The organism is Actinomadura rugatobispora (genome assembly GCF_055379765.1).
The window spans coordinates 10272999-10297103 of sequence record NZ_AP029191.1 but is presented as its reverse complement, the minus strand read 5'-3'; the positions used below and the strand labels follow the sequence as shown (position 1 = coordinate 10297103).

The 24105-nt window shown below is 72.4% G+C and carries 27 protein-coding genes; 11 read left to right on the top strand and 16 right to left on the bottom strand.

Annotated features, from left to right (window positions below; all coding sequences use genetic code 11):
- Nucleotide 1 precedes the first annotated feature (1 nt).
- Genes ACZ466_RS46045 through ACZ466_RS46030 form a run of 4 tightly spaced genes read right to left on the bottom strand, consistent with a single transcriptional unit; the run spans nt 2 to nt 4153 of the window.
- On the bottom strand, nt 2-1015 hold the full coding sequence (locus ACZ466_RS46045) for a dipeptidase (protein WP_378279260.1): 1014 nt from the start codon (nt 1013-1015) through the stop codon (nt 2-4).
- A 17-nt stretch (nt 1016-1032) separates the two neighbouring features.
- On the bottom strand, nt 1033-1698 hold the full coding sequence (locus ACZ466_RS46040) for a hypothetical protein (protein ID WP_378279259.1): 666 nt from the start codon (nt 1696-1698) through the stop codon (nt 1033-1035).
- The gene (locus ACZ466_RS46035; RefSeq protein WP_378279257.1) at nt 1698-2435 is read right to left on the bottom strand and encodes an IclR family transcriptional regulator; all 738 of its coding nucleotides are present in this window, start codon (nt 2433-2435) and stop codon (nt 1698-1700) included. The genes ACZ466_RS46040 and ACZ466_RS46035 overlap by 1 nt, the downstream gene beginning before the upstream one ends.
- Nucleotides 2432-4153, bottom strand: a complete 1722-nt coding sequence (locus tag ACZ466_RS46030; RefSeq protein ID WP_378279255.1) for a hypothetical protein — start codon at nt 4151-4153, stop codon at nt 2432-2434. Before ACZ466_RS46030 ends, ACZ466_RS46035 begins: the two co-directional genes overlap by 4 nt.
- A gap of 162 nt (nt 4154-4315) precedes the next feature.
- Here ACZ466_RS46030 and ACZ466_RS46025 point away from each other — a divergent pair, with 162 nt between their 5' ends.
- Both ACZ466_RS46025 and ACZ466_RS46020 read left to right on the top strand, forming a co-directional pair.
- Nucleotides 4316-4864, top strand: a complete 549-nt coding sequence (locus ACZ466_RS46025) for a GbsR/MarR family transcriptional regulator (RefSeq protein WP_378279253.1) — start codon at nt 4316-4318, stop codon at nt 4862-4864.
- Nucleotides 4861-5205, top strand: coding sequence for a hypothetical protein (locus ACZ466_RS46020; protein WP_378279252.1), 345 nt, complete (start codon nt 4861-4863; stop codon nt 5203-5205). Before ACZ466_RS46025 ends, ACZ466_RS46020 begins: the two co-directional genes overlap by 4 nt.
- A 15-nt stretch (nt 5206-5220) precedes the next feature.
- Here ACZ466_RS46020 and ACZ466_RS46015 read toward each other — a convergent pair whose 3' ends face one another.
- Genes ACZ466_RS46015 through ACZ466_RS46005 form a run of 3 tightly spaced genes read right to left on the bottom strand, consistent with a single transcriptional unit; the run spans nt 5221 to nt 7411 of the window.
- Entirely contained in the window at nt 5221-5898 is a 678-nt protein-coding gene (locus ACZ466_RS46015; protein ID WP_378279250.1) for a haloacid dehalogenase type II, read from the bottom strand.
- Nucleotides 5899-5939: 41 nt separating this feature from the next.
- Nucleotides 5940-6512 carry a CGNR zinc finger domain-containing protein gene (locus ACZ466_RS46010; RefSeq protein ID WP_378279247.1) on the bottom strand — a complete coding sequence of 191 codons (573 nt, stop codon included), beginning with the start codon at nt 6510-6512 and terminating at the stop codon, nt 5940-5942.
- A gap of 41 nt (nt 6513-6553) precedes the next feature.
- Nucleotides 6554-7411 carry an AraC family transcriptional regulator gene (locus ACZ466_RS46005; protein WP_378279245.1) on the bottom strand — a complete coding sequence of 286 codons (858 nt, stop codon included), beginning with the start codon at nt 7409-7411 and terminating at the stop codon, nt 6554-6556.
- A 78-nt stretch (nt 7412-7489) separates the two neighbouring features.
- On the opposite strand from ACZ466_RS46005, the gene ACZ466_RS46000 reads away from it, so the two are divergent.
- Nucleotides 7490-8785, top strand: a complete 1296-nt coding sequence (locus tag ACZ466_RS46000) for an amidohydrolase family protein (protein WP_464041964.1) — start codon at nt 7490-7492, stop codon at nt 8783-8785.
- Between the two features lie 52 nt (nt 8786-8837).
- On the opposite strand, the gene ACZ466_RS45995 is transcribed toward ACZ466_RS46000, so the two are convergent.
- Complete coding sequence (locus ACZ466_RS45995; RefSeq protein ID WP_378291135.1) at nt 8838-9689, bottom strand: helix-turn-helix domain-containing protein; 852 nt, start codon at nt 9687-9689, stop codon at nt 8838-8840.
- Between the two features lie 71 nt (nt 9690-9760).
- Here ACZ466_RS45995 and ACZ466_RS45990 point away from each other — a divergent pair, with 71 nt between their 5' ends.
- Nucleotides 9761-10612 carry a phytanoyl-CoA dioxygenase family protein gene (locus tag ACZ466_RS45990; protein ID WP_378291133.1) on the top strand — a complete coding sequence of 284 codons (852 nt, stop codon included), beginning with the start codon at nt 9761-9763 and terminating at the stop codon, nt 10610-10612.
- 24 nt (nt 10613-10636) lie between these two features.
- Here the strand turns inward: ACZ466_RS45990 and ACZ466_RS45985 are convergent, their stop codons facing one another.
- Complete coding sequence (locus ACZ466_RS45985) at nt 10637-11041, bottom strand: ArsR/SmtB family transcription factor (protein ID WP_378291131.1); 405 nt, start codon at nt 11039-11041, stop codon at nt 10637-10639.
- A gap of 101 nt (nt 11042-11142) precedes the next feature.
- On the opposite strand from ACZ466_RS45985, the gene ACZ466_RS45980 reads away from it, so the two are divergent.
- Together ACZ466_RS45980 and ACZ466_RS45975 are read left to right on the top strand one after the other, a co-directional pair.
- Nucleotides 11143-13137: a heavy metal translocating P-type ATPase gene (locus tag ACZ466_RS45980; protein ID WP_378291129.1), complete on the top strand. Its 1995-nt coding sequence runs from the start codon at nt 11143-11145 to the stop codon at nt 13135-13137.
- Between the two features lie 206 nt (nt 13138-13343).
- Nucleotides 13344-14126, top strand: a complete 783-nt coding sequence (locus ACZ466_RS45975) for an SDR family NAD(P)-dependent oxidoreductase (protein WP_378291127.1) — start codon at nt 13344-13346, stop codon at nt 14124-14126.
- Between the two features lie 11 nt (nt 14127-14137).
- On the opposite strand, the gene ACZ466_RS45970 is transcribed toward ACZ466_RS45975, so the two are convergent.
- From ACZ466_RS45970 to aztA, 5 genes are all read right to left on the bottom strand, one after another.
- Complete coding sequence (locus tag ACZ466_RS45970; protein WP_464041963.1) at nt 14138-14503, bottom strand: hypothetical protein; 366 nt, start codon at nt 14501-14503, stop codon at nt 14138-14140.
- Between the two features lie 46 nt (nt 14504-14549).
- Complete coding sequence (locus tag ACZ466_RS45965) at nt 14550-15266, bottom strand: DUF6882 domain-containing protein (protein ID WP_378291123.1); 717 nt, start codon at nt 15264-15266, stop codon at nt 14550-14552.
- Nucleotides 15263-15466 carry a hypothetical protein gene (locus tag ACZ466_RS45960; protein ID WP_378291121.1) on the bottom strand — a complete coding sequence of 68 codons (204 nt, stop codon included), beginning with the start codon at nt 15464-15466 and terminating at the stop codon, nt 15263-15265. Before ACZ466_RS45960 ends, ACZ466_RS45965 begins: the two co-directional genes overlap by 4 nt.
- A gap of 64 nt (nt 15467-15530) precedes the next feature.
- The gene (locus ACZ466_RS45955; protein WP_378291119.1) at nt 15531-16001 is read right to left on the bottom strand and encodes a DUF4279 domain-containing protein; all 471 of its coding nucleotides are present in this window, start codon (nt 15999-16001) and stop codon (nt 15531-15533) included.
- Between the two features lie 9 nt (nt 16002-16010).
- Nucleotides 16011-16673 (bottom strand): zinc ABC transporter ATP-binding protein AztA, encoded by a 663-nt coding sequence (gene aztA / locus ACZ466_RS45950; RefSeq protein WP_378291117.1) that lies wholly within the window; start codon nt 16671-16673, stop codon nt 16011-16013.
- A gap of 48 nt (nt 16674-16721) precedes the next feature.
- Between aztA and aztB the strand changes: the two genes are divergently transcribed.
- Genes aztB through aztD form a run of 4 tightly spaced genes read left to right on the top strand, consistent with a single transcriptional unit; the run spans nt 16722 to nt 20977 of the window.
- The gene (gene aztB / locus ACZ466_RS45945; protein WP_378291115.1) at nt 16722-17606 is read left to right on the top strand and encodes a zinc ABC transporter permease AztB; all 885 of its coding nucleotides are present in this window, start codon (nt 16722-16724) and stop codon (nt 17604-17606) included.
- Nucleotides 17603-18802 (top strand): hypothetical protein, encoded by a 1200-nt coding sequence (locus tag ACZ466_RS45940; protein ID WP_378291113.1) that lies wholly within the window; start codon nt 17603-17605, stop codon nt 18800-18802. Before aztB ends, ACZ466_RS45940 begins: the two co-directional genes overlap by 4 nt.
- Complete coding sequence (gene aztC / locus ACZ466_RS45935) at nt 18796-19746, top strand: zinc ABC transporter substrate-binding protein AztC (RefSeq protein WP_378291111.1); 951 nt, start codon at nt 18796-18798, stop codon at nt 19744-19746. The genes ACZ466_RS45940 and aztC overlap by 7 nt, the downstream gene beginning before the upstream one ends.
- A 37-nt stretch (nt 19747-19783) precedes the next feature.
- Nucleotides 19784-20977 (top strand): zinc metallochaperone AztD, encoded by a 1194-nt coding sequence (gene aztD, locus ACZ466_RS45930; RefSeq protein WP_378291109.1) that lies wholly within the window; start codon nt 19784-19786, stop codon nt 20975-20977.
- A gap of 97 nt (nt 20978-21074) precedes the next feature.
- Here the strand turns inward: aztD and ACZ466_RS45925 are convergent, their stop codons facing one another.
- Nucleotides 21075-22745, bottom strand: coding sequence for a TROVE domain-containing protein (locus ACZ466_RS45925; protein ID WP_378291107.1), 1671 nt, complete (start codon nt 22743-22745; stop codon nt 21075-21077).
- A gap of 292 nt (nt 22746-23037) precedes the next feature.
- Between ACZ466_RS45925 and ACZ466_RS45920 the strand changes: the two genes are divergently transcribed.
- Nucleotides 23038-23295 (top strand): hypothetical protein, encoded by a 258-nt coding sequence (locus ACZ466_RS45920; RefSeq protein ID WP_378291105.1) that lies wholly within the window; start codon nt 23038-23040, stop codon nt 23293-23295.
- A 169-nt stretch (nt 23296-23464) separates the two neighbouring features.
- Here the strand turns inward: ACZ466_RS45920 and ACZ466_RS45915 are convergent, their stop codons facing one another.
- Nucleotides 23465-24085 carry a hypothetical protein gene (locus ACZ466_RS45915; protein WP_378291103.1) on the bottom strand — a complete coding sequence of 207 codons (621 nt, stop codon included), beginning with the start codon at nt 24083-24085 and terminating at the stop codon, nt 23465-23467.
- Nucleotides 24086-24105: the final 20 nt, after the last annotated feature.

The window sequence follows — 24105 nt, the reverse complement described above, 5'->3', positions numbered from 1 at the left end:
CTCATTCTCCTCCGCTCGCGAGGGCCGGCTCCGGGACGGGCGCGGGCGCGGGGACGCCCAGCACCTCGTCGTAGAACCGCAGCCAGTTGCCGCCCATGAGCTGCGCCGTCTCGTCGGCCGAGAAGCCGCGGGCGCGCAGCGCCTCGTCCAGGACGGGGAAGTCGCCGGGGCCGCCGAACCACGCGGGCGGCCCGCTGCTCGGCGCGCCGGTGGCCAGGCCCGCGCCCTGCTGCGGGCGCCGGCTCCAGCGCCCGCTGCGCATCCAGGCGCGGTACTCGTCGGTGCCGCCGACGTTGGCGTCGGTGCCGATGCCGACATGGGCGATGCCCGCGATGTCCACGGTGCGGGCGACCATCTCCGACCACGCGGCGGGCGTCTCGATGAAGCCGCGGGTCAGGTTGTGGTAGGTCGTCACGCCGATGACGCCGCCGCCCTCGGCCATCGCCTCCAGCACCGCGCGGGGCTTGTTGCGGGGATGGTCGGTGATGTCGGAGCAGTTGGCGTGGGTGATGGCGACCGGGCGCCCGGAGGCGGCGATCGCGTCCAGGGAGGTGCGGTTCCCGACGTGCGACAGGTCGATGACCATCCCCGCCCGGTTCATCCGCTCGACCACCTCGTGCCCGAACCGGGTGAGGCCGGAGTCGACCGGCTCGTAGCAGCTGCCGCCGACGTCGTTCTGGATGTTGTAGGTGAGCTGGACGACGCGCACGCCGATCTCGGCGAAGAAGTCGACGTAGGCCAGCCGTCCCTGGAGCATGGAGGAGTTCTGGAAGCCCAGCAGGAGGGCCGTGCGCCCCTCGGCCGCCAGCGCCCGGATGTCGGCGGCCGTGCGGGCGATCCCCACCAGGTCGGCGTTGTCCTCGGCGAAGTGCCGCCACTTCGCGACCGCGTCGAGCGACTCGGTGGCGTCCTCCCAGAAGCCGCAGGTGGTGGTGACCGCGCCGATGCGCGCCCGGCGCAGCGTCACCAGCTGGTCGCGCGTCATGCGCGAGCAGTTGAGTCCGTCGATGTACACGGGGTGTCCTTTCCGGGTCAGAGGATTCCGGACGGGGGCGGAGCCATCCCGGTGTGCAGCCGGGACAGGTCGGTGTCGATGCTCAGCGCCTCGTTGGAGGCGTAGTAGAGGGGCCACCAGACCTCCGCGGGCACCTCGATGCCAGTGCCGATCCGCGAGGGCGAGGGGGACGGGGCGCCGGGGAGCACCTCCACCCGGGCCTGCGAGCCCTCGGCGGTGACGGCCAGGCCGCGGCCGATCGCCGCCGCCCACAGCGATCCGGCTTCGAGCAGGTCGGCGTCGGCCAGTCCGCCGACCGTCACGGGCGCGCCGGGCCCGTCCGCGAACGCGCCCGCCAGCACGAACACCCCCACCAGCAGCGAGCTCTGCCCGCCGGCGTCGAGGCGGCGCGGGCCCGTCCGGCGCGGCGGCGCCCAGACGGGGCGGGCGGCGCGGTCGCCGAACAGCCCGCCGAACCGCGCCAGCGCGTCCTGGCCGAACCGGTCCACGCAGTCCACGACGAAGTCGCGGGCCCCGGAGCAGGCCCCGGCCGGGACGCCGGCCACCATCAGCAGCCGCTCGCACACCAGCCTGATCTCGCGCCGGTGGACGGTGAGCGTCCCGGCCATCGACTCGGGCGGGGTGATGGCGCTGACGTCGGGACTCAGCTCCAGCCCGTGGGTGTCCTCGAGATCGATCGTCATCAGAAGGTCCTTTCCTCGGCGATCAGTTCCGCGGAGGCGTTGCGCGCCATCTCCAGCAGCCGGCGGGTCATCTCCGCCACGACCGCCTCGTCCACCCGGACGGTCGGCGCGATCACGCTGAGCGCCCCCATGCAGTGCCCGCGGACCATCAGCGGCACCGCCACCGCGGTGATGTCGCTGCCCAGCCACTGGCTGCGCACCAGGGCGAACCCGCGTTCGGCGACCTCCGCGCAGGTCTCCGGATCGGCCAGCTCGGCGCCGCCCGCCCGCAGCCGGTCGCGCTCGCGCCCGGACAGGTGGGCGACGATCGCCTTGCCCGAGGCCGAGGTGGTGATGGAGATGCTCGTCTGGAACTTCTGCCGCTGGTAGATCCCGACCGGCTCGGCGCGCTCCACGATGAACAGGCCGCCCTGGTCGAGCACCGCGAACGACACCGCCTCCCCCAGGTCGGCCGCCAGCTGGCGCATCCGCGGCTGGAGGATCTCGGCGATGTCGGCCTGGGCGGACCGCATCCGGGCCAGGACCGAGACATGGTGGCTGAGGTGGTACCGGCCCGCGTCGTCCTGGGCGAGCCAGCCCGCCTCCTTGGCGGTGTGCAGGTACTGGTGCATCGCGCCCCGGCTCCAGCCGAGGCGGTCGGCCATCTCGGCGGCGGTGACCGGCCCGGAGGAGAACCCGACCGCGTCGATGATCTCCAGCATCTTCCGCGCGGTGGTGAGCACCTTGGTCCCGGTCATCGACGGCCCCCCGCCCACCAGTGGCGGGCGTCCGGATCGCCCAGCGCCTCCCGCGGCGGCGCGTACTCGAAGATCAGGCCGCGCAGCAGCCGCCGCTGGGCGTCCAGGGTCTTCTCCAGGCCGAAGCAGAACGCGTTGAGGACGTGGATCAGGTAGACGGGGATCAGCTCGTCGTCCCGGTAGTCGACCCGCGCCAGCGCGTACGGGCTGTCGGCGAGGTTCTGCACGAGGGCTGTGGCGCGGAGGGCGGAGGGGTGCGCCAGCAGCAGTTCGCCGACCGGCCGGTCCGCGGGCGCCCCGTCCAGCAGGGCGGCCAGCGCGCCGACCTCGTCCACCGGGTTGGTCGCCAGGTCGTAGGTGTCGGCGGGGATCTCCCGCGCGTGGCCGGAGCGGGGCTCCTCCGAGGCGCGCGACTTGTACCAGACGCGGTTGCGCAGGTCGCCGCGGTTGCGGGGGTAGTCCGTCGTCCAGGGCACGGTGGCGTGGATCGCGTCCCGCAACCGCGCCACCGACCAGGTGGGGTCGGGCCGCATCGACTCGTCCACCACCAGTTCCCCGAGGCGCGGCTCCCAGGCTTCGCGGTCGAGCTCCAGCGCGGTCGAGCGGAACAGCTCGACCGCCTCGGGGCCGGTTCCCGATGGACGCGCCGCCGCCACGGCGCCCAGCGTGAGCCCCGTCCCGTCGGCGTGGGCGCGGGCTCGCCGCGCCCGCAGTTCCCGCCGCATCTGGCGGAGCTCCCCGGCGACCATCGGGCCGCGGGGGAACAGCCGGTAGGGGGTCAGGTCCTCCTCCTTGGACGTGATGAGGCGGCCGAGGAGATCGTCGAAGAGGTCCAGCTCGGGCGCGTCCGCCGGCCACGCGAGGCTCATGGCGCGGGCGGTGGCCTCCTCGTAGAGCCCGATCCATCGGGAGACCAGCCGCGGGCGGTTCATGAAGAACAGCACCAGCCCCAGGGCCGAGCCGTTGCCGACGGCGACGCGCCGCTTCAGGCCGGGTGCCAGGCGGGCCGCGCCCGCGTCCCGCAGCCGGGCCAGCGACTCGACCAGGTCGAAGGAGATCTCCCGCATCATGTAGGCCGCGAGCATCTGCGCGTGGTACGGGAGCGCCAGGGGGTGGTCCGGCCCGTAGGCGCTGAAGTCGACGGTGCCGAAGGTGCCGTTGCCGTCCAGGCCGGTGTTCCGCAGCAGGTAGCCCGCCTCCAGCAGCCGCTCCTCGTCGGGCTGGCGCCCCGCCGCCAGGCTGTCCCGCACCTCGTCGAACGCCCGCAGGCTGCGGTTGGCGCGGAACCAGATCAACGTGCGGTCGGCGGCGCGGCCCGCGTAGAGTTTCGGCATCTCGCGGCGGGTCTGCTCGACCCGTTCGTCGTCGGGCTCGCCCTCCATGAGCGCGCCCAGGACGTCCCAGCTCGACCCGATGATCCGCGGTGTCCGGTTGACCATGCGGGGCTCGGCGGAGAAGGCGGCCACCGAGAGCACGTGCCCGCCCGCGTCGATGCGGTAGACCAGGGTCCCGTCCCCCTCCGGGGTCAGGTCCGCGCGCACCAGGCTGATCTCCCAGCGCTCGCGGTTCATCCGGTCCATCAGAGTCCGGGTGGCGCTGAGCGGGTTGGCGGGCAGAGCGGCCAGCCACCGCGGGTGCATCACCTCCGCCGGGGGGCGGGGCGCCGGTTCTCCCGGGGCGGGGTGGTGCGCCGCGCGTTGCGTCGCCTCGAACGACATTGATCCCCAATCCATCAATATTGGACGGCGTCCGTTATTTGGTAACGGGCACCGTAGATAGGGATTCCATCCGACGTCAAGAGGCGATTTCGGTGCGCGCGGCCACCAACGGAAATGACACGGATTTGTGTCATCTCAGCCATCACCGCTATCCTCGCGGGTGTGCCGAGTGACGCCGAGTTGATCTTCGCCGACCATGTCGGCCGCTTCTACGCACGCCAGTACGGCTTCCCGCCGATGGCCGGGCGCCTTCTGGGGTACCTGTTCGTCTGCGATCCGCCGCAGCAGACGATCGACGAGCTGGCCGAGGCGCTGCTGGCGAGCCGGAGCGCCATCACCGGAGCGGTCAAGCTGCTGGAGGGCTACCGGATGGCGCGCCGCACGCGTGCCGCCGGCGAGCGGATGGACCGGGTGAGCGTGGATCCGGCGACCCAGCAGCCGCAGAACTTCGAATCGGCCATTCACCGGGAGCATGCGGCGCTGTTCCGGGAGGGGCTGGCCCTGCTGGCCCACGCTCCCCCGGAACGCCGCGCGCCGCTCGAGGAGATGGTCGCCCTCGCCGAATTCCTCAGCGAACGACTGCCCGCGCTGGCGGCCGAGTGGCACGCCCATCGCGACGAGCTTCGGGCGACGGGCAGGCTTCCCGTCGCGACCGCGGCGTCCAGACGGTCCGGTGCGGCCGATCAGAGCAAGGGAGAGCACCCGTCATGACCGACCCCGACCTGTCCGCCCTGCGGGATCGAGCCGACTCCGGCGACGCGTCCGCGGTCGACGAGTTGATCGAACTGGCCACCGACCGCGGTGACCTGGAGGAGCTCCGCCGCTTCTCCGACCTGGGCAACGCGACCGCCACCGACCTGCTCATCGAACTCGCCACCGAGCGGGACGACATGGCCGAGCTGCGGCGCCTTTCCGACCAGGGCAACGCCACCGCGACCGACCAGCTCATCGAACTCGCCACCGAACACGACGACATGGCCGAACTGCGACGCCTGGCCGACCAGGGCAACACCACCGCCGCCGACCAGCTCCTGGAACTCACCGCCGAATAGCGGATTCCAGGAGAGTCAGGAGGCGGTGTTGGCGGCGACGATCGCTCTGGCGGTGTCGAGCAGGTCGTCGCCCGTGACGTCGGGCAGCGGCACGGTGTCCAGGCGCCGCCCCTCGCCACGGGAGATCCAGGCGGTGCGCATTCCGGCCTGATGGGCACCGAGCAGGTCCCAGCCGTGTGCCGCGACCATGCAGGCGTCGGACGCGTCGACGCCGATCCGGCGCAGCCCGTTGTCGTAGACCGCGCGGGCCGGCTTGTAGGCCTCGCAGGTGTCGCTTCCGACGACATGGGCGAACCGGTCGCGCAGTCCCGCCTCGGTGAGTGCTCGTTCGGCGGTCGCGGTGGGGCTGTTGGTGATGGTGGCGATGCGGAGGCCGGCGTCGGCGAGGGCGGCCAGCGCCTGCGACGCCTCCGGGAACGGCGGCAGGCAGCCCGCCGCCGCGACGGCCTGCTCCACCCCGGCCTCCGCCGGGTGCCCGGCCAGGACGAGGTGGCGGCGGACCGCGGCGCCCAGGTACTCGGTGAAGGGCCGGTAGCGGCCCGCGAGGGTGTCGGCCATCGCCTGGAAGACCGTGTCGTTCAGCAGGCTCAGCGCGGTGGCCGCGTCGTCGGACGGCGGCGGCAGCGCTCGCGAGATCGGGCTCGGGTCGAACAGGGTGCCGTTGAGGTCGAACACGACCCAGTGGATGCGCATGACCTCATCCTGAGGCGTCCCGTCCGCGTCGGCAACACCATCTAGATAGTGTTCCGCTGACGATAGGCCGCCACCTTGGCGCGGTTGCCGCAGCGACTCGCGGAGCACCACCGCCGCGGCCTGCCGCGAGACTGGTCGATGAACAGCATGCGGCAGTCGTCCATGCCGCACACCCGCACGGGCAGTGACGCCGCCCGCCCGGCCGTGACGACGGCGTCGCGCGCGATCTCCGCCAGCGCGGCCGCCACCGGCTCGGGGCTGTGCCGGGTCACCGTGGCGGTCCGCGGGTCGAACCTCGGTGTCGCCACCGGGCACTCCGCCCACTGGTTCACGGTGCGCGCATCAGCCGTGACGTCGCCACCGCCGAGGACGCCGCGCACCAGGCCGTCGATCGCCTCCCGGAGCACGACCGCGGATACGAGATCCCCGCGGGTGAGGGACGCGTCCGCGCCGGTAAGGCCGCACTCCCGCAGCCATTCGCCGAAGCGGTCCGGGGTCGGGATCCGCTCGACGCGCCGGTGTTCCGGGTCGCCGCGACGCCCGAGCGTCGCAACGAAGTCGAGGCAGAGCGCCCCCGCGTCGAACCGGAACTCTTCAAGCCGGGGTCTCGTCACGCTCTAGAAGGTTAGCGGCACCACGCCCGGCAGCGCGACGATCAGCGGCCGGTCGTCTCGCCATCGGGCGCGGTGGTCAGCCGTTCCCTGCGGAAGGCGGTCGGCGTCTGCCCGGTGTAGCCCTGGAAGGCCCGGCTGAAAGCGCTGGCGCTGTCGAACCCCACGGCCGTCGCCACCCCGAGAACGGTGCTGTCGTCCTGCGTCAGGAGCGTCATGGCGTGCAGCAGCCTGCTGTGCAGCAGGTACTGGCGCCAGGTCATGTCGGTGGCGGCGTGGAAACGGCGGCGCAGCGTGCGTTCCGACACGGTGACGGCCCGGCACACGTCCTCGAGCGTCACCGAGTCGAGATGCTCGTCGGTGTGGCGCATGACCGCCGTGATCAGCGGGTCGTTGCTGGCCGGGAGGAAGTAGGGCTGCTCGTGGTCGAGCCGCTCCAGGACCAGGTCGGCCAGCGCCTCGAAGAAGGAGTCGGCGACCGGGGTGCCGGCCCGCCGCCCTATGGGCCAGCGCGACGAATAGATGATCATCTCGCGGAAGACCGGTTCCACCGGCAGCACCCGGACCCGTCCCGCGCCGTCGCGCACCACGGCCGGGTCGAAGAACACCGAGACGGTCCGGGCCTTCTCGAAGGAGGCCTGGTGGGCCACCCCGGCCGGGATCCACACCGCCTGCCGCGAGGGCAGCCGGTAGCGCGCCACCGTGGTCTGGATCTGGACGATCCCCTCGAAGGCGTACTCGAGCTGGTGCAGGTCGTGACGGTGCCAGGGGTGGGGTTGACGTGCGGTGTCGCCCTCGAAGGCGTAGGCGCCCGCGGTCACCCCGGCCCTGTCGCGCATCGAGACCCACTGGGACGTGGCCGCTGGGGGCAGCAAGTCGGCCGTTCGTGCAATGCCGGTCATTCCTCAGGATTGTACTAATGACTCATGGGCCGGTCACTCCCCTGCCCGGCACCCGCCTCCGAGTGAAGGGAAGCGTCGTTGAACCGCGACGACATGATCCTGATCAGTGTCGATGACCACATCATCGAACCGCCCGACATGTTCGTGAACCACCTGCCCGAGCGCTACAAGGCCGACGCGCCGCGCCTGGTGCACCGCGACGACGGCACCGACGTGTGGCAGTTCCGCGACACCGTCATCCCCAACGCCGCCCTCAACGCCGTCGCCGGCCGCCCCAAAGAGGAGTACGGGCTGGAGCCGCAGGGCCTCGATGAGATCCGGCCCGGTTGCTACGACGTGAACGAGCGCGTCAAGGACATGGACGCCGGGGGCATCCTGGCCTCGATGAACTTCCCCTCCTTCCCCGGCTTCGCCGCCCGCCTGTTCGCCACCGAGGACCACGACTTCTCCCTGTCCCTGGTCCGCGCCTACAACGACTGGCACATCGACGAATGGTGCGCCGCCCACCCGGGCCGCTTCATCCCGATGGCACTGCCGGTCATCTGGGACCCCCAGGCCTGCGCCGAGGAGATCCACCGCGTCGCGGCCAAGGGCTGCCACTCCCTCACCTTCAGCGAGAACCCCGCCGCGATGGGCTACCCCAGCTTCCACAGCGAGCACTGGGACCCGGTCTGGCGCGCACTCGTCGACACCGGAACCGTCCTCAACGTCCACATCGGCTCCTCGGGCCGACTGGCGGTGCCCGCCGTGGACTCCCCGCCCGACGTGTTGATCACGTTGCAGCCGATGAACATCGTGTCGGCGGCGGCGGATCTGCTGTGGTCGCGGGTGATCAAGGAGTTCCCCGGCATCCGCATCGCGCTGTCGGAGGGCGGCACCGGCTGGATCCCCTACTTCCTGGAACGCGTCGACCGCACCTTCGAGATGCACGCCACCTGGACCCTGCAGGACTTCGGCGGCAAACTCCCCAGCGAGGTGTTCCGCGAGCACTTCCTCACCTGCTTCATCTCCGACCCCCTGGGCGTCCGCCTGCGCCACGACATCGGCATCGACAACATCTGCTGGGAAGCCGACTACCCCCACAGCGACTCCATGTGGCCCGGCGCCCCCGAAGAACTCCACCAGGTCCTGGCCGACTGCCAGGTCCCCGACACCGACATCGACAAGATGACCCACCAGAACGCCATGCGCTGGTACTCCTTCGACCCCTTCACCCACATCCCCCGCGACAAGGCCACCGTCGGCGCCCTGCGGCAGGCCGCCGAGGGACACGACGTGTCCGTCCAGTCCCGCAGCCACCGCGTCATCTCCCCCTCGGAGAAGCTCCAGGGCTACCGCGATCGCGCCCAGCGGGCGGTGGCGGCCAGCCGGTGAACCGGTGGCGCCGGCGATCTCGGTGATGCCCCCGGGCGGCGAGAGCGGGCGTTCAGGCGGTGGCGTCCCGCCGGTAGCGCGACGGGGTCGTGCCGGTCTCACGGCGGAAGGCGGTCGCGAAGTGCTGGGACGAGGAGTAGCCGAGATCCGCCGCGAGCATGGTGATCGGCAGGTCCGTCTCGCCGAGCAGCAGCCGGGCCCGCTCGATGCGCAGGCGGGTCCGGTACCGTCCGGGGGTCTCGCCGGTCTCGCCGCGGAACAGTGCGGTGAGGTGCGCGGGCGACAGATGGGTGGCGGCGGCCAGTTCACCGACCGTCAGGCCGTCGGCCAAGTGGGTCTCGATGAGCCGCCGGGCTTGGGCGACGGCCGGGTGCAGCGCCGTACGGCGGCCCGGCCGCGGCCCGTCGGCCAGCCGGGACGCCTCGATCACGAGCAGGGCGGCGGTGTGGGCCAGGCCGGACACGCGCAGCGGCTCGTGTGCGGTGACCTCCCGCAGGAACAGCTCGAACGGCGTGACCATCGACCCCGCGTCCGTGATCACGAACGGCCGGCTCTCCCGCCAGAGGGGGCGCAGGTCGTCCGGCGGCATGAAGGCGGCGGGCGCGAGGGCGGCGAAATAGAAGTGGTAGGGCGCCGTGCACGAGGCAGCCATCGCGTGCGGCACGCCTGGAGGGACCGCCAGCAGGCCGCGCGACGGCACTTCGCAGGCGCGGCCGGCCACGGTCCACCGGGTCGGCGGCCCGGCCAGCTGGAGGTACAGCTCCCAGACGTCGTGGACATGGGTCTGGATCACCCAGCTGGTGGGGGCGTGCTGGTCGCCGGCGTGGACGAGTCCGGGAACGCCCGCCCGCCGCAGGTGCGCGTGGAATCCGGCGCTGAGTCCAGCGGGCCGGTCGATGGACACCCGCGAATTATGTACAGGCGTCCGGGGATCGTGCACGCGACGGAAGGGCCGGTCGTCATAGCGTCCCGGGCATGGCGAACCTACCCTTCACGTCGCTGCCGACCGATGACGATGTGGCGTTCTACCGCGAGAACGGGTACTGGATCTCCCCGCCGATCCTCGGTGACGAGGTCCTGGACGCCGCCGAACGCGGCATGCGCCGCCACCACGCCGGCGACGTCGACCACGGAGTGCCCGGCGACCCCGACGGGAGCCTGTGGGGATGGCGTGCCGCGGACGGCGACGTGCTGCGCAAGAACGACTTCGCCTCACTGCGGGTCGAGGAACTGGCGCTCCTGGTCCACCAGCCCGTCATCGCCGCGTGCGCCGCCCGGCTCGCCGGGGTGCCGGAGATCCGGCTGTGGCACGACCAACTCCTCCACAAACCCGTCGGCCAGGGGCGGCGGAGCAACGTCGGCTGGCACGCCGACCGCCATTACTGGCGCGTCTGCTCCAGCCGGGAGATGCTGACCGCCTGGGTACCGTTCCACGACATCACCGAGGCCCACGGGCCGGTGATGTTCGTCCAGGGCAGCCACCGCTGGAGCGAGCAGGCCGATCTCAGCTTCTTCGATCAGGATCTGGCCGCGATCGAGCGTTTCGCCGCCAGGCACGATCTGCGCGTCGCCAGCGCCACGCTCGAACGCGGGCAGGTCAGCTTCCACCATTGCCGGACGCTGCACGGCAGCGGTCCCAACCGCGGCTCGGGGCCGCGCCGGTCGATCGCCGTCCACCTGCAACCGGGCGACAACCGGCACGTCCCCGGCGGGGTCGGCGCCGCGCACGACATCGACCGGCTGGTCGCGCTCCGGCCGGACGGCTCGCCCGACTACGCCGATCCTGCCCTGTGCCCCCGCCTGTGGCCGCCCGCCGGCCATCCGTAGATCGTTGGCGCGCGGCAGGCGGCGTCAGTACTCGCCCGGCTTCGCGGTGGCGGCGGTGGCCTGTCGCGGAGTCTCGGTGAGACCCAGTTGCAGGTGTTCGATGTGGTAGAGGGCGTGGTCGAGGAGCTCGGCGACGTGGTTGTCGTACAGGGCGTACACCACTGAGCGGCCCTGCCGGGTGCCGGTGACCAGGCCCAGGTTGCGCAGCAGCCGCAACTGGTGGGAGCAGGCGGACTGCTCCATGCCCACGGCGTGGGCGAGCTCGGTGGCCGGCAGCGGGCCTTCGCGCAGCCGGGCCAGGATCAGCAGCCTGGACGGGGTCGCGAGGGCCTGCAGGGTGGTGGCCACCTTGGCGGCGCTGGCCGCGTCCAGGGGTTTGCGCGGGACGGCGCTGTCGACGCTGTCGGCCTTGGCGGCTGCATGACCCATGGCGTGAGTCTATCCGCAGCCCCTTTTACATGAAGACATGTTCATCTATTCCTGTATAGTGGGCGCGCCTCCTGCCCGTGTGCTCACGAAGGACCCCGGCCATGGTCTCCACGCGCGTCACGCCCGCTCCGCCCCGAACCGGTGAAGCGGCGGCTCCACGGCACCGCACACGCGTCCTCGCGCTGGCCGAGGCGCGGTGGGCCGCGGCCGCCCTGGCGCTGTTCCTCGCCGCTCTGCCGCTGTACCTGCTGGACGCGCCCGCGTGGACGTGGGGCCCTCTGTTCGCCCTCGTCTACGCGACCGGCGGGTGGACGCCGGGCCGGGAGGGCATCCGGGCACTGCGCGATCGGACGCTGGACGTCGATCTGCTCATGGTGGTCGCCGCGCTCGGGGCGGCCGCCATCGGGCAGGTGCTGGACGGCGCGCTGCTGATCGTCATCTTCGCCACCTCGGGCGCCCTGGAGGCCGTCGCCACCGCGCGCACCGCCGACTCGGTCCGCGGCCTGCTGGATCTGGCGCCGGACACCGCCACCCGCCTCACCGGAGACGGACGCGAGGAGAGGGTGCCCACGGAGCGGCTCGCCGTCGGCGAGGTGATCCTCGTCCGCCCGGGCGAGCGGATCGGCGCCGACGGACGGGTGCTGGACGGGACCGGCCACGTCGAGCAGGCCACCATCACCGGCGAGCCGCTGCCTGTGGCCAAGCGGCCCGGCGACGAGGTCTTCGCGGGCACCCTCAACGGCACCGGCGCGCTCCGGGTACGGGTCGGCCGGAACCCGTCGGACTCGGTCATCGCCCGCATCGTGTCCATGGTCGAGGAGGCGTCACGGACCAAGGCGCGCACCCAGCTGTTCATCGAGAAGGTCGAACAGCGCTACTCGATCGGCATGGTGGCCGCCACCCTCGGCCTGCTGGCGGTTCCGCCGGCCTTCGGCGCCGCGCTCGGCCCCAGCCTGGAGCGGGCGATGACCTTCATGATCGTCGCCTCGCCGTGCGCCGTCGTGCTGGCGACGATGCCGCCGCTGCTGGCGGCGATGGCCAACGCGGGCCGGCACGGCGTGCTGATCAAGTCGGCCGTCGTCATCGAGCGCCTGGCGCGGGTCGACGCGGTCGCCCTGGACAAGACCGGCACCCTCACCGAGGGCACGCCACGCGTCGTCGACATCCGCCCGCTGCCGGGGAGCGGACTCGGTGGTGACGATCTGCTGGCGCTGGCGGCGGCGGCCGAGCACCCCAGCGAGCACCCGCTGGGACGCGCCATCGTGGGCGCCGCCCATCAGCGCGGCCTCAAGCCTGCCGCGGCGAAGGACTTCGTCTCCGTCCCCGGCCGCGGCGTGAGCGCCACCGTCGACGGCGTCGACGTCAGCGTCGGCAACCCGGACCGGCTGCTGTCCGGCCTGAACGGGCAACGCACCGCCGAAGCCGCGAACGCGGCCGCCGACCTGGACCGCCAGGGCCGCACCGCCGTCCTGGTCACCGTCGGCGGCCGTCCGGCCGGGGTGCTCGGCATCGCCGACCGCCTGCGGCCCGACGCCGCGACCGCCGTCGCCTCCCTCGCGGCGCTGACGGGGACCCGGCCGGTGCTGCTCACCGGCGACTCGTCCCGCGCCGCCGTCCGCCAGGCGGGCGAGGCCGGTGTCACCGACGTGCGCGCCGGACTGCTTCCGCAGGACAAGGTGGCCGCCGTCAGGCAGATGGAGAGCGCGGGGCGCAGGGTGATGGTGGTCGGCGACGGCGTCAACGACGCTCCCGCCCTCGCGGCGGCCCACTGCGGGGTCGCCATGGGCAAGGCCGGCTCCGACCTGGCGCTGGAGGCCGCCGACGCGGTGGTGGTCCGCGATGAGCTGGCCGCCATCCCCACGGCCGTGGCCCTCGCGCGCCGGGCCGAGCGCCTCGTGCGGCAGAACCTCGCCATCGCCGGGGCGTTCATCATCGTCCTGGTGACCTGGGACCTGGCCGGGCACCTGCCGCTGCCGCTGGGCGTCGCCGGACACGAGGGCTCCACGGTCATCGTCGGCCTCAACGGCCTGCGGCTGCTCCGCGAGTCCGCCTGGCGGCGCGCCCGTCCCAGCGGCCGGGGAGGCGCGTTCGTGTAGCATCGGCGCATGGGTTCCTGATCTTGTCCCCGCGTCCGCGGCCTCCGGCCCCGCGAGGTGAAGCGTCCGAGCCGATCAGGTCCCTCGGTTCATCGATCTCAGTGCTCCGGCTCCGCTCGCGTGCGCGTCGTCCCTGACGTGCGGGGCGGCCCGCGGTCCGCCGTGCCTTCCGATCACCCCGCTGAGCGCACCCCTGAGGAGACACGATGATCGATCCCCGCCTTGCCGGCCGCAACGTCCTGGTCACCGGAGGCGCCGGCAACATCGGCGCGGCCATCAGCCGCGCTTTCGCCGCCCAGGGCGCACGCGTGGCCGTTCACCACCTCGCGCAGGACGCTCCGGCGCCCGGGAACGCCGAGTGGGCCCACGCCACGCCCGACACCGGCGCGGCCCGCGAACTCGCGGACGAGCTCGGCAACGGCTCCTTCGCGATCAGCGCGGACCTGGCCGAGCCCGAGGCCGCGCGCCGGCTCGTGGCCGCGGTCGCCGACCGGCTGGGCACGATCAACGTCCTGGTCAACAACGCGGCCCACTGCGAGACGCCCGACACCCTCGACACCCTGACCCACGGCTCGCTGGAACGGCACTACCGGGTGAACGCCATCGCCCCGGCGCTCCTCACGGCCGAGGTGGCACGCCTGCACCACGACGGTGAGCCGCTGTCCATCGTCAACATCACGACCGACGCCGCACGGGCGTTCCCCGGCCAGACCGGTTACGGGACGTCGAAGGCCGCGCTGGAGGGCCTCACCCGATCCACCGCACTGGACCTGGCCGCGCGTGGCATACGGGTGAACGCCGTCGCCCCGGGCCCCGTCCAGACCGGCTGGATGGACGAGGACGTCCTCGCGCGGGCGACGGCGATCGTGCCGATGGGCAGAGTCGGCGAACCCGGCGACATCGCCGACGCCGTCGTGTACCTGGCCTCCCATCAGGCCCGCTGGGTCACCGGCCAGGTGGTGCAGGTCGCCGGCGGGCACGCGCTGTGACCGGGGGCGGGTCAGGCAGATCCGTCCCAATGCTCCCGGTCGTCGTCCAGACGGGGATCGCAGCAGAAGTGGTTGTCGCAAGGATCGCCCACTTCGCTGGCGTAGGCGGCGAAGTGCCGGAGAGGGTTCAGGACGGCCTGCGCGGTGCGGACTTCCAGCGCCGAGGCCGTTGGATCCAGCGGTTCGCCCCACGTGGACGGCGTGTCGTCGATGTCGAAGCACCTGACGCCGTCCACGAACAGTGTCCAGAGTGGGTGATCGGGAAAAGCGTTGATCCGCAGGACCCACCAGCGGCCGTCGACTTCGGCGGCGGCGGGGAAGTACCTGTGCCCCGTCCTGTGCCAGCGCGGCTCGGCCTCCAGCTCGCTGTACGACATCCCTCCAGTGTCCTCGCGCCGCATGAGGGTCCGTGCGGCCGGGGGTTCAGTTCACGGTCACGTGGTCGAGGAGGCCGTCGGCGGTGAAACCGGCGGTCAGGCCGTGGCCGTCGGCGTGGCGGCCGTCGATGACGGCGCCGGACTCCCTGATCCTGAAGCCGTAGTGGGCGGCGAAGCCGCGGACGACCCGGCGGTGGTCGGCGGGGAAGACCTCGATGGCCCGCATGATGAGCCGGGCGGCGTCGAGGCGGGGGAAGGCGTCGGCGGGAAGTCGCGGGTCGTCGACGTGCAGGAAGGCCGAGCCCTGGCCGTCGTTGACGCGGTACGCGTGGACCCCGTTGCCGCCCAGCAGCGCGGCCGCCGCGATGACCATCGTGGTCGCGGCCTGGTAGGGGTCGGGGAAGCCGGAGAAGTCCTGGTGGCCGGTGGCGAACTCGGGGATCCGACGCCGCCGCCCGAACTCGCGGATCTCGCGGACGCGGCTGAACGCGGGCAGCGTCAGGTCGAAGTGGGGGTTCTCCCACAGCCACAGCCATGTTCGGGGGAGGTGGGAGAAACTGCCCAGGAGGGTCGTGCCGTGGAAGGTGCGGTCGCCGCCCACGGTCATGACGCCGTCGTGCATGTCGAACTGGACGTGGCCGTCGCCGAGGGCGTCGATGAGGATCTCCTGGCGATGGATCGCGGCGGCCGATCCCTCGCACCCGAAGGCTTCGAATTCCGGGCTGTGAACGCCGCCCCGAGTCGGTCGCCCGCGCTCGCTCATCGGCGGTCGGTCGCGAACGCTGCGCCGCTGTAGAGCGGGTTCTTGCTCGCGCCTTGGACGATGCCGGGGCCGGAATCCTCCCAGCCCGACAGCCAGATCAAGAGGAACCACGCGGCCGGGACGCACGCGATCGCCGTCGCCGGCCACCCCAGCGTCACGAACCGGCAATCCACGCTGCGCCGGGGGCGCGTCTCCGCCATGCCGGCGACTCTGCCAGGGCGACCGCGGCCGTTTCAACCTGCGGAACGCACCGGTGGAGCGCGGTCATCCGTATTCGTCGACGTCCAGGTAGGCGCCCGTCATGAGGAGGAATTCCAGCACCCGCCGGTCGAGCCCCCATCCGAGGAGCTGATGCTGACCGGCGAGCTTCTGCAGCGCCGCCCCGGGCGGGCTGAGTTCCTCCTCCTCGCCGTCCTCGTCATCGAAGTAGCGGACGACCTCGAGGACCGCGCCGCCGTGCTCGGGACCGTGGACGCCCAGTTCCCGGGACAGTGCCACGACCCGATCCCGGTACGGGCCGAGCCGCTCGATGATCCGGTCGATCTGCTCGTCGACCCTGAGCCCGCGCTCCCTGCACACGATCTTCCACGTGTGCACCGCCGGCCGCGGCGGATCCACCGTACGGCTCCCGCGGACGGTCACCTCGTCCGGTTCCAGGCCCAGCCGGGCCGCCATCTCCGCCGCCGGGACGACCGGGCTGCGCAGCGCGAAATAGGCGTACTGGCTGATGCGCATCCGCGCACCCTAGTGCAGGATCGCGTCCGGAGGGCCCTGGCGGACGAGGCGGCCGTCGTCCAGGAGCAGGCAGTGGCCGGCGCGCCGGGCGGCGCCGGGGTCGTGGGTCGCGTGGACGACGGTGATGCCGTCGCCGGCCAGGTCGTCGATGATGTTCATGATCCGTTCCTGGGCGTCCTGATCGAGTCCGGCGGCGGGCTCGTCCAGGAGCAGGAGCCCGGATCGCTGGGCGAGTCCCTGGGCGATGAGCGTCCGCTGGCTTTGGCCGCCCGACAGCTCGCGCAGCTGCCTGCGGGCGAGATGGGCCACGCCGACGCGCTCCATGCATTCGGCGATCACGGCCTTGTCTTTCCGGTTGAGCGGTCTCCACCAGCCGCGGTGCGCCCAGCGCCCCATCGCGACCGCGTCTCGGACGGTCATGGGCAGCGCGGCGGGGATGTGGACGCGCTGCGGCACGAGCGCGGGACGGCCCGCGCCGGCGTGCTCCACAGCCCCGTCCGAGGGAGTCAGGCAGGCGGCGAGGACGCCGAGCAGCGTCGACTTGCCCGAACCGTTGTGCCCGACGAGCGCGGTCACGCGGGCGCGCGGCACGGTGGCGGTGATGTCGTGCAGCACCGTCGTCGCGCCGTAGCCGGCGCTGACTCCGCGCACCGTGATCGCCGTCTCTGTCACGGATCCCCCCTTGAAACTGATAACGGTTTTCATTGTAGAGTGCCCGGCATGGACTGGCTCCTCGCCCCGTTCGGGGTGTCTTTCGTGGAACGGGCGCTGTGGGGCGGGTTGCTCGTCTCCGGCATCTGCGCCCTGGCCGGCACGTGGGTCGTGCTGCGCGGGATGGCGTTCCTGGGGGACGCGATGTCGCACGGCATGCTGCCGGGCGTCGCCGCGGCCTCGCTGCTGGAGGGCAGCCTGTTCCTGGGTGCGGCGGTCAGCGCGGTCGCGATGGCGGCGGGGGTCACCGCCCTGTCGAGGTCGCCGCGGCTGTCGCAGGACACCGGGATCGGCCTGCTGTTCGTCGGGATGCTCGCCACCGGCGTGATCCTGGTGTCGCACTCGCAGAGCTTCGCGGTGGACCTGACGGCGTTCCTGTTCGGCGACGTGCTGGCGGTCCGTCCGGGCGACCTGGCCGTGCTGGCGGCCGCGCTGGTCGCGGCGGCCGTCGTCGCCGCCGCGGGGCATCGCGCCTTCGTCGCCCTGGCCTTCGATCCGCGCAAGGCCCGGACCCTGGGGCTGCGGCCGCGGCTGGCGCACGCGCTGATGCTGGGCCTGCTCACCCTGGCTATCACCGCGTCCTTCCACGTGGTGGGCACCCTGCTGGTGTTCGGACTGCTGATCGCCCCGCCCGCGGCCGTCGTGCTGTGGGCGCGCAGCGTCCCGCTGGTCATGGCGGGCGCGGCACTGCTGGGCGCGCTGTCCACGGTCGCGGGGCTGGTCGTCTCCTGGCATCTGGGCACCGCGGCCGGCGCCACCATCGCCGCCACCGCCGTCGCGCTGTTCTTCCTCTCGGCGCTCGCGGCCGGCCTGCGCGACCGCCGGCCCCGTCACGCCCCGCCGCCTCCGCGCGGGGGCGGCTCTCCGAGAAAGGAACCCGAGTACACCTCATGATCTGTGGCAGCAGAGGACGCGCATGGACGGCCGCCGCCGCGGCGACGGTCCTGCTGGCGGGGTGCGGCGGCGACTCCGGCTCCGGGGGCGCCTCCGCGGCACCGCAGCAGACGCCCCACGGCTACGTTCACGGCGCCGAAGAGGCGGCCGAGCCACAGTGGCGGCTGATCCTCGCCGAGCCGGACGGTGGCGCGGTCCACACGCTGGATCCCGCCACCGGCAAGGCCGCCGCCGTCGGCACGGTCCACGGCATCGAGGCGGTCGGCAGCGACGGGCGCTTCGCCTACCTGGCCACCGGCGGCGGAGTGCGGGTCCTCGACACCGGGGTCTGGACGGTCGACCACGGCGACCACGTGCACTACTACCGCGCCCGCGCCCGGATGCTGGACCTCGTCCCGGGCACGGGCGGTGCCGCCGACGTTCCCGGCATCGCGGGCGACCTCGCCCTCACCGCATTGTCGGCGCGCGAGGGCGTACGCGTGCTGGACCGCAAGTCCCTGGACGACACCGGGCGGATCGCCGAACCGGTCAAGGTCGCGGGCCGGGTGGCCGTCCCGTACGACGAGCACCTCCTGGTCGCGTCCGCCGGGGAGGGCCGGGTCACCGTCCACGACCGCACAGGCCGCGAAGTGTCGCGGTTCTCCGAGCCCTGTCCCGATCCGCGCGGGCAGGCGACGACCCGGCGCGGCGCCGTCGTCGGCTGCGCCGACGGGGCTCTGCTGGTGACCGGGAAGGACGGCGCGTTCACGGCGAACAAGATCGCCTATCCCGGCACAGTTCCGGAGGACGAACGCGCGGCGGAGTTCCGCCACCGTCCGGGGTCGCCCGTCCTGGCCGCCAAGGCCGGCGCCAAGGGCACCTGGGTGCTCGACCTGGCCGCCCGGAAATGGACCCGCGTCGGCTCGGGCCCCGCGCTGGCGGTGAACGCGGTGGGCGAAGACGCCCCGGTACTCCTGCTGGGCCGCGACGGCACGCTGCACTCCTACGACCCGGCCTCAGGCGAGCAGGAGGCGTCCAGGCGGATCCTCGGCGAGCCCGGCGGCGAAGCGGTGATCGAGGTGGACAGCGCGCGCGCCTACGTCAACGATGCCGCCGGAAAGGCCATCCACGAGATCGACTACAACGACGACCTGCGCCTGGCCCGGACGTTCGACCTCCCCTTCGCCCCGGTCCACATGGTGGAGACGGGATGGTGAGCGCACCGAGCGCTTTCGGACGGCGCCGCCTCGCCGTGGCCGTCCTGGCCGTGCTGTCCCTCGCGCTACCGATCTCCCTGGCGGGCTGTTCCGCGGCGGGCTCCGAGCGCTCCGGCGTCGTGGTCACCACCAACATCCTCGGCGACGTCACCCGCGCCATCGTGGGCGAGCAGGCCGAGGTGACCGTGCTGATGAAGCCCGGCGCCGACCCCCACTCGTTCGGCATCTCCGCGCAGGAGGCCGCGCGCGTCGAGAACGCCGCCCTCCTCGTCCACAACGGTCTCGGCCTGGAGGAAGGCGTGGCGCGCAACGTCGAGGCGGCACGCCGGCAGGGAGTGGCCGCCCTCGCCGTGGGCGAGTCCGTCGACCCGCTCCCCTACACCGAGGGGAAGACCGCACGGCAGCCCGACCCGCACTTCTGGACCGATCCAGTCCGGACGCTCAAGGCCGTCGATCTCATCGCGGCCCAGGTCGTGCGGCGCGTTCCCGGGGTGGACGCCGCGAAGGTCCGCGCCAACGCCGCCGCCTACGGCAGGCAGGTCAGGGAACTCGACGCCTGGATGAGGCAGCGGTTCGCGGCGATTCCGGCCGACCTACGCAGCCTGGTGACGAACCACCACGTCTTCGGCTACCTCGCCCGGCGCTACGGATTCACGGTCATCGGAGCCGTCATCCCCAGCGGCACCACGCTCGCCTCGCCCAGCGGCTCGGACCTCAGGTCGCTGGCCGACGCGGTCCGCCGGGCCGGGGTCCCCGCGGTCTTCGCCGACTCCTCCCAGCCGGACCGGCTCGTCCAGGTCATGGCGCGGGAGACCGGGCTGAACATCAAGGTCGTCCCGCTCTACTCGGAATCGCTCACCGGCGCGGACGGCGGAGCCCCCACCTACCTGCGGATGATGCGCGCCAACGCCGAGGCCATCGCCTCCGGCCTCACCGGACGATGACGCGGCACGACCCCGAACAAGAGAGCGGAGAGCAGCAATGAACAAGGTGAAGTCACTCCGGCCGCGTACCAAGGCCGTACTGCCAGGGGCGATGGTCGCGGTCGCCCTAGCGCTGAGCGCCTGCGGACAGGACGACCCCGGCAACCGGCCCGCCGCGCGGAGCGAAGCGCCGGCACCCGCCGCGGTGAAAGTGAAGGAGCCGCTCGTCGTGACCTATGACGGCGGCCTGCACATCCTGGACGCCGCGACGCTCAAGGTCGTCCAGAGCATCCCCCTCCCCGGCTTCATCCGGGTCAACCCCGCCGGGAACGGCCGCCATGTCATGGTCTCCACCTCGACCGGGTTCCGCGTCCTCGACGCCGCGGGGGCGACCCTGACCAAGGACGAGTTCGCCGCGCCCAAGCCGGGTCACGTCGTGCACCACGCGGGCAAGACCGTGCTGTTCTCCGACGGCGCCGGCAAGGCCACCATCTTCGACCCCCGCCGGCTCGGCGACGGGCTCCCCCAGTCCACCACCCACACCGCCCCGCACCCCCACCACGGCGTGGCCATCGCCCTCGCCAACGGCGAACTGGTGATCACCCTCGGGGACGAGGAGAAGCGCCCGGGCATCCAGGTCCTCGGCGCGGACCGCAGGGAGGTGGCCCGCAGCGAGGACTGCCCGGGCGTGCACGGCGAGGCCACGGCCAAGGACGAGACCGTGGTCATCGGGTGCGAGACCGGAGCCCTGCTCTACCGCGACGGCAAGATCACCAAGGTGCGGGCGCCCGACGCGTACGGGCGCGTCGGCAACCAGGCCGGCCATGAGGACTCCCCCATCGTCCTGGGCGACTACAAGACCGACCCCGACGCCGAACTCGAACGTCCCGAGCGGGTCTCCCTCATCGACACCCGGTCGGGAAGCCTGAAACTGGTCGATCTGGGCACCAGCTACACGTTCCGCTCCCTGGGCCGCGGTCCGCACGGCGAGGCCCTGGTCCTGGGCACCGACGGCGCCCTGCACGTCATCGACCCCGAGCGGGGCGAGGTCACCAGGAAGATCAAGGTCATGGACCAGTGGCGGGAACCGCTGGAGTGGCAGCAGCCCCGCCCCGCCCTCCACGTCCGCGACCACACCGCCTACGTCACCGACCCCGCCGGCAAGAAGCTGCACGCCGTCGACATCGACTCGGGGAAGGTCACGCTGACCGCGCAGCTGCCCCAGTCCCCCAACGAGATCACCGGCACCTGAGGACGGGCGCGGCGGCACGGCGCCCTGTACGCCGTCGCCGCCGCGTGTCACCAGGGTGTGGTCGGGACGTCGTCCGGCCCCGCGCTCATCTCCTCGGTCAGGCGGTCTCCGCCGCCTCGCCGGGGCGGCGGACGAATCCGTTCACGACCATGGGCAGCGACGCGTCCAGGCCGGCGATGTTCAGCACCCCGCCGCCCCGCGGATCGGCGATGGAGTGCCCGACGGGGGTCATCGCCGCGACGACCACGCGCACGGCCGGGTTCACCGCGCGCCTGTAAGCGGCCAGTTCCTGCGCCGGATGCCGCTGGCCCGCCCAGGTCTCGTTGTCGGTTAGCACCACGACCCCGTCCACCGCGAGCCGCTCCTCGCGCGCGTACACGAACGGCAGCGACAGGTCGGTGCCGCCGCCCGACGCCCGCCACGAGCCGATCTCCCGCAGGTTCGTGCGGGCCGTCACCTTGGACGCGTGCACGCCGGTGTCGACGTCGATGACGTGGCAGCCGCCGCCCTCGATCCGGTTGAGGATGACGGCCATCGCGTTCGCGACCTCGTAGGTGCTGCCCAGCGGAGACCCGCCCGAGAGCACCTTCGTGAAGGTCATCGACCCGGAGGAGTCGACCGCGACCAGCAGCCGGCGCCCCGACGGCTCGATGTGCCCGAACGACAGCTCGTACGCCTCCTCCAGCGCGTCGACCACGGCCGGGACCGGGGACCAGCGCTGCTCCTCGGCGCGCGGGTGGGGCTTGGCCGTCCCGGACCCGTACACGCGCAGGGCGAGGAACAGGTCCATCGGGTGGACGCGGGCCCTGGCCAGGGCGCGGGCGTCGGTCAGCCGCGCCGCGGCGCGGCGGGTCGCGTCGCCCATCGGCTTCAGCGTGCCGATGCGGGTCATCCGGGCGAGGTTGCGGATCAGCGCGGTCATCCCGATGGTGTCGACGAGGGCGTCCCACACCCCCGGGTCGGTGAGCACGGCGTCGGGGAGGAACTCCCACAGCACGCCGCGCTCCCGCACGACCCGGACCGCCTCGGCGGCGGTGGTGACCGACCGGGCCGTCAGGTAGGCGTCCACGGCGGGCAACTGGGCGCGGGCCTCGGCGTCGGTGACGTTCCCCGCGATCCAGCCCAGCAGCGCGCGGCGGGCCGGGGAGTCGGCCTTGGGGTGGGCGATGCGCAGCGCGTCGCGCAGGTCGAACGCCTCGCCCGCGGGCGTCCTGCGCTGCCGGGCCTTGCAGACCCGCCACGCCACCTGGTCCACCTCTCCGGTCAGGAACCAGGAGGCGAACATGCTCCGTGCCGCGCGTCCCGCGACGGGCGCGGTACCGCTCCCGGACCGGGACGCCTTGCCGCCCAGATTCTTGTAGTAGCCGAAGAAGGAGGCGAGGTGGTCGGTGGTGCGGGCGACCTGGGCCAGCGCGCCCTTGGCCGCCTGGCGGGCCGGCGGGTCGCCGAAGGTGAACGCGGCGGCCAGCGCGAACAGCGCGGGCCGGTTCTTGGGCGCCCGCGGCGGGCGGGCGGTGGAGATCTCGGTCGCCAGCCGCACCACCCGGGCGCCGTCGGCCTCGACCGCGTCGAACACGACCGCCGCGTTGTCGTCGGTGAGCTCGGCCTCGCCCGCGTAGTAGGTGCCGCCGACCGTGCCGAGGATGAGAAAGTCCTCCAGACGGGTCCACACGTCCTTGGCGAACCCGTACCCGCCGGCGTCGTTGCGGACCTGCTCGGCCGCCCGGCCCGGAAGGGGCCGTGTCTGCGGCGTCTCGACGGTGGACACGGACGTGAGGGGATCACGGGCCATGGTCCGGCCTCCAGGGCTTCGACGGGGAATTGCGCGGACACACGGGGAGAGCGGATGTGGTGACACCCACCGGGTTTTCGGCGCTCTACCTCTGAGCTACACCGGACTTCCGCCCGATGGCGGGATTCGAACCCGCGACAACCCCATTTGCAGTGGTAACCGACGGGCTTCGACCCGCTCTCCCCGCATGTCCGGCTTCGCACGCCGGGCCGGGAGCCTGCACGGATGTAGAACGACGACCACCGGAGATTCTCTGGAAAGGTAACCGATGGCCTTCGACCCGCGCGGGCACCGAGCCCGACGTACCGGATCAAAGTTATCGATCATCGACGACATCCGCACTCGATTATTTCTGGTCCGCCATCGCGGCGCGACGCAGACGCCGGAGACGAAGGCCTGGCTCACCGACGAGCTGGTCGCGCTCGACCCGCACAAGGCGGCGCTGTGCCCGGCGCGTCGGCCGCCTCCTCACAAACGCCGCTCACGGCGGACCTGGGCAAGATGGTCCGCGACCACACCGCCGTGAAGGTCAAGCCGTTCTGCACCGGCCAAGCGAGGCCTGCACACAACAGGCCGCGCCCTGTCCGGGGGCCGTCACAAGCCCAAGTGGCGGCGTGGCAACCCCTTGCTGCCGATCGCCGTGCCCATCAGGCTCCCGGTCGCGGGAGACCTGACTTGTGTGACGTCGTGACCACCTAATTCTCAAGGCCGAACACGGTGGACACTCGCTGTGCAAGCTCTTCCTCGGTGACCGTGGAATCCACCCTGAGCCCGTGGAGGCCCAGTTGCCGGGTCTGCTCGGTGAGCCGGTCGGTGAACAACGCGTCGCGCTGGAGCAGGTTCTGCAGCGCCTGCCGCGGGTCACCGGTCTTGGCGATGAATCCCCATGCCGGGCCGCCGCGGCCGTCGAACACCGCCTGGCGGAACTGGGAGGTCGGCAGCAGCCACACGGCGTGGCCCACGTCGGTGAGCAGGGGGTGGACGAGGTCGGGCAGCAGCCGGAAGCCCTCGGCGATCACCGGCCGGTCGGCGGGGAGGGCGAGAAGGTCTTCAATGATCAGGTTGAATCCTTCGCCGTGGAACCAGTGAAAGGTATCGAGCATCTCGCGCGGACTTCTGGCCACCCAGCGTTCGTCCATGTCCATGGCGGCGAACTCGCCCAGGTAAGGAGCTTGTTCCACGGGCATGCGGCGGGCGTGGCCGGGCATGGCCGCGTCGGTGTCGTAAATGCGCATCCCATACCGTTCGGCGATGCGTCGGGCGAGCGTGGATTTTCCGGACCCGCTGCCGCCGCCGATCCAGTAGACGTGGCGCAACCGCTCCCGCCGAACGTCTC

Excerpts from the sequence above, each read along its gene's own strand:
- aztD (WP_378291109.1), top strand. The coding sequence starts at position 19,784 with ATGAACAAGGTGAAGTCACTCCGGCCGCGTACCAAGGCCGTACTGCCA.
- ACZ466_RS45975 (WP_378291127.1), top strand. The coding sequence starts at position 13,344 with ATGATCGATCCCCGCCTTGCCGGCCGCAACGTCCTGGTCACCGGAGGC.
- ACZ466_RS45955 (WP_378291119.1), bottom strand. The coding sequence starts at position 16,001 with ATGCGCATCAGCCAGTACGCCTATTTCGCGCTGCGCAGCCCGGTCGTC.
- ACZ466_RS45920 (WP_378291105.1), top strand. The coding sequence starts at position 23,038 with ATGGCCTTCGACCCGCGCGGGCACCGAGCCCGACGTACCGGATCAAAG.
- ACZ466_RS46015 (WP_378279250.1), bottom strand. The coding sequence starts at position 5,898 with ATGCGCATCCACTGGGTCGTGTTCGACCTCAACGGCACCCTGTTCGAC.
- ACZ466_RS45990 (WP_378291133.1), top strand. The coding sequence starts at position 9,761 with ATGGCGAACCTACCCTTCACGTCGCTGCCGACCGATGACGATGTGGCG.
- aztC (WP_378291111.1), top strand. The coding sequence starts at position 18,796 with ATGGTGAGCGCACCGAGCGCTTTCGGACGGCGCCGCCTCGCCGTGGCC.
- ACZ466_RS45985 (WP_378291131.1), bottom strand. The coding sequence starts at position 11,041 with ATGGGTCATGCAGCCGCCAAGGCCGACAGCGTCGACAGCGCCGTCCCG.
- ACZ466_RS45970 (WP_464041963.1), bottom strand. The coding sequence starts at position 14,503 with ATGTCGTACAGCGAGCTGGAGGCCGAGCCGCGCTGGCACAGGACGGGG.
- ACZ466_RS45940 (WP_378291113.1), top strand. The coding sequence starts at position 17,603 with ATGATCTGTGGCAGCAGAGGACGCGCATGGACGGCCGCCGCCGCGGCG.
- ACZ466_RS45980 (WP_378291129.1), top strand. The coding sequence starts at position 11,143 with ATGGTCTCCACGCGCGTCACGCCCGCTCCGCCCCGAACCGGTGAAGCG.
- ACZ466_RS46005 (WP_378279245.1), bottom strand. The coding sequence starts at position 7,411 with ATGACCGGCATTGCACGAACGGCCGACTTGCTGCCCCCAGCGGCCACG.
- ACZ466_RS46040 (WP_378279259.1), bottom strand. The coding sequence starts at position 1,698 with ATGACGATCGATCTCGAGGACACCCACGGGCTGGAGCTGAGTCCCGAC.
- ACZ466_RS46030 (WP_378279255.1), bottom strand. The coding sequence starts at position 4,153 with ATGTCGTTCGAGGCGACGCAACGCGCGGCGCACCACCCCGCCCCGGGA.
- ACZ466_RS46020 (WP_378279252.1), top strand. The coding sequence starts at position 4,861 with ATGACCGACCCCGACCTGTCCGCCCTGCGGGATCGAGCCGACTCCGGC.
- ACZ466_RS45965 (WP_378291123.1), bottom strand. The coding sequence starts at position 15,266 with ATGAGCGAGCGCGGGCGACCGACTCGGGGCGGCGTTCACAGCCCGGAA.
- aztB (WP_378291115.1), top strand. The coding sequence starts at position 16,722 with ATGGACTGGCTCCTCGCCCCGTTCGGGGTGTCTTTCGTGGAACGGGCG.
- ACZ466_RS45960 (WP_378291121.1), bottom strand. The coding sequence starts at position 15,466 with ATGGCGGAGACGCGCCCCCGGCGCAGCGTGGATTGCCGGTTCGTGACG.
- ACZ466_RS46035 (WP_378279257.1), bottom strand. The coding sequence starts at position 2,435 with ATGACCGGGACCAAGGTGCTCACCACCGCGCGGAAGATGCTGGAGATC.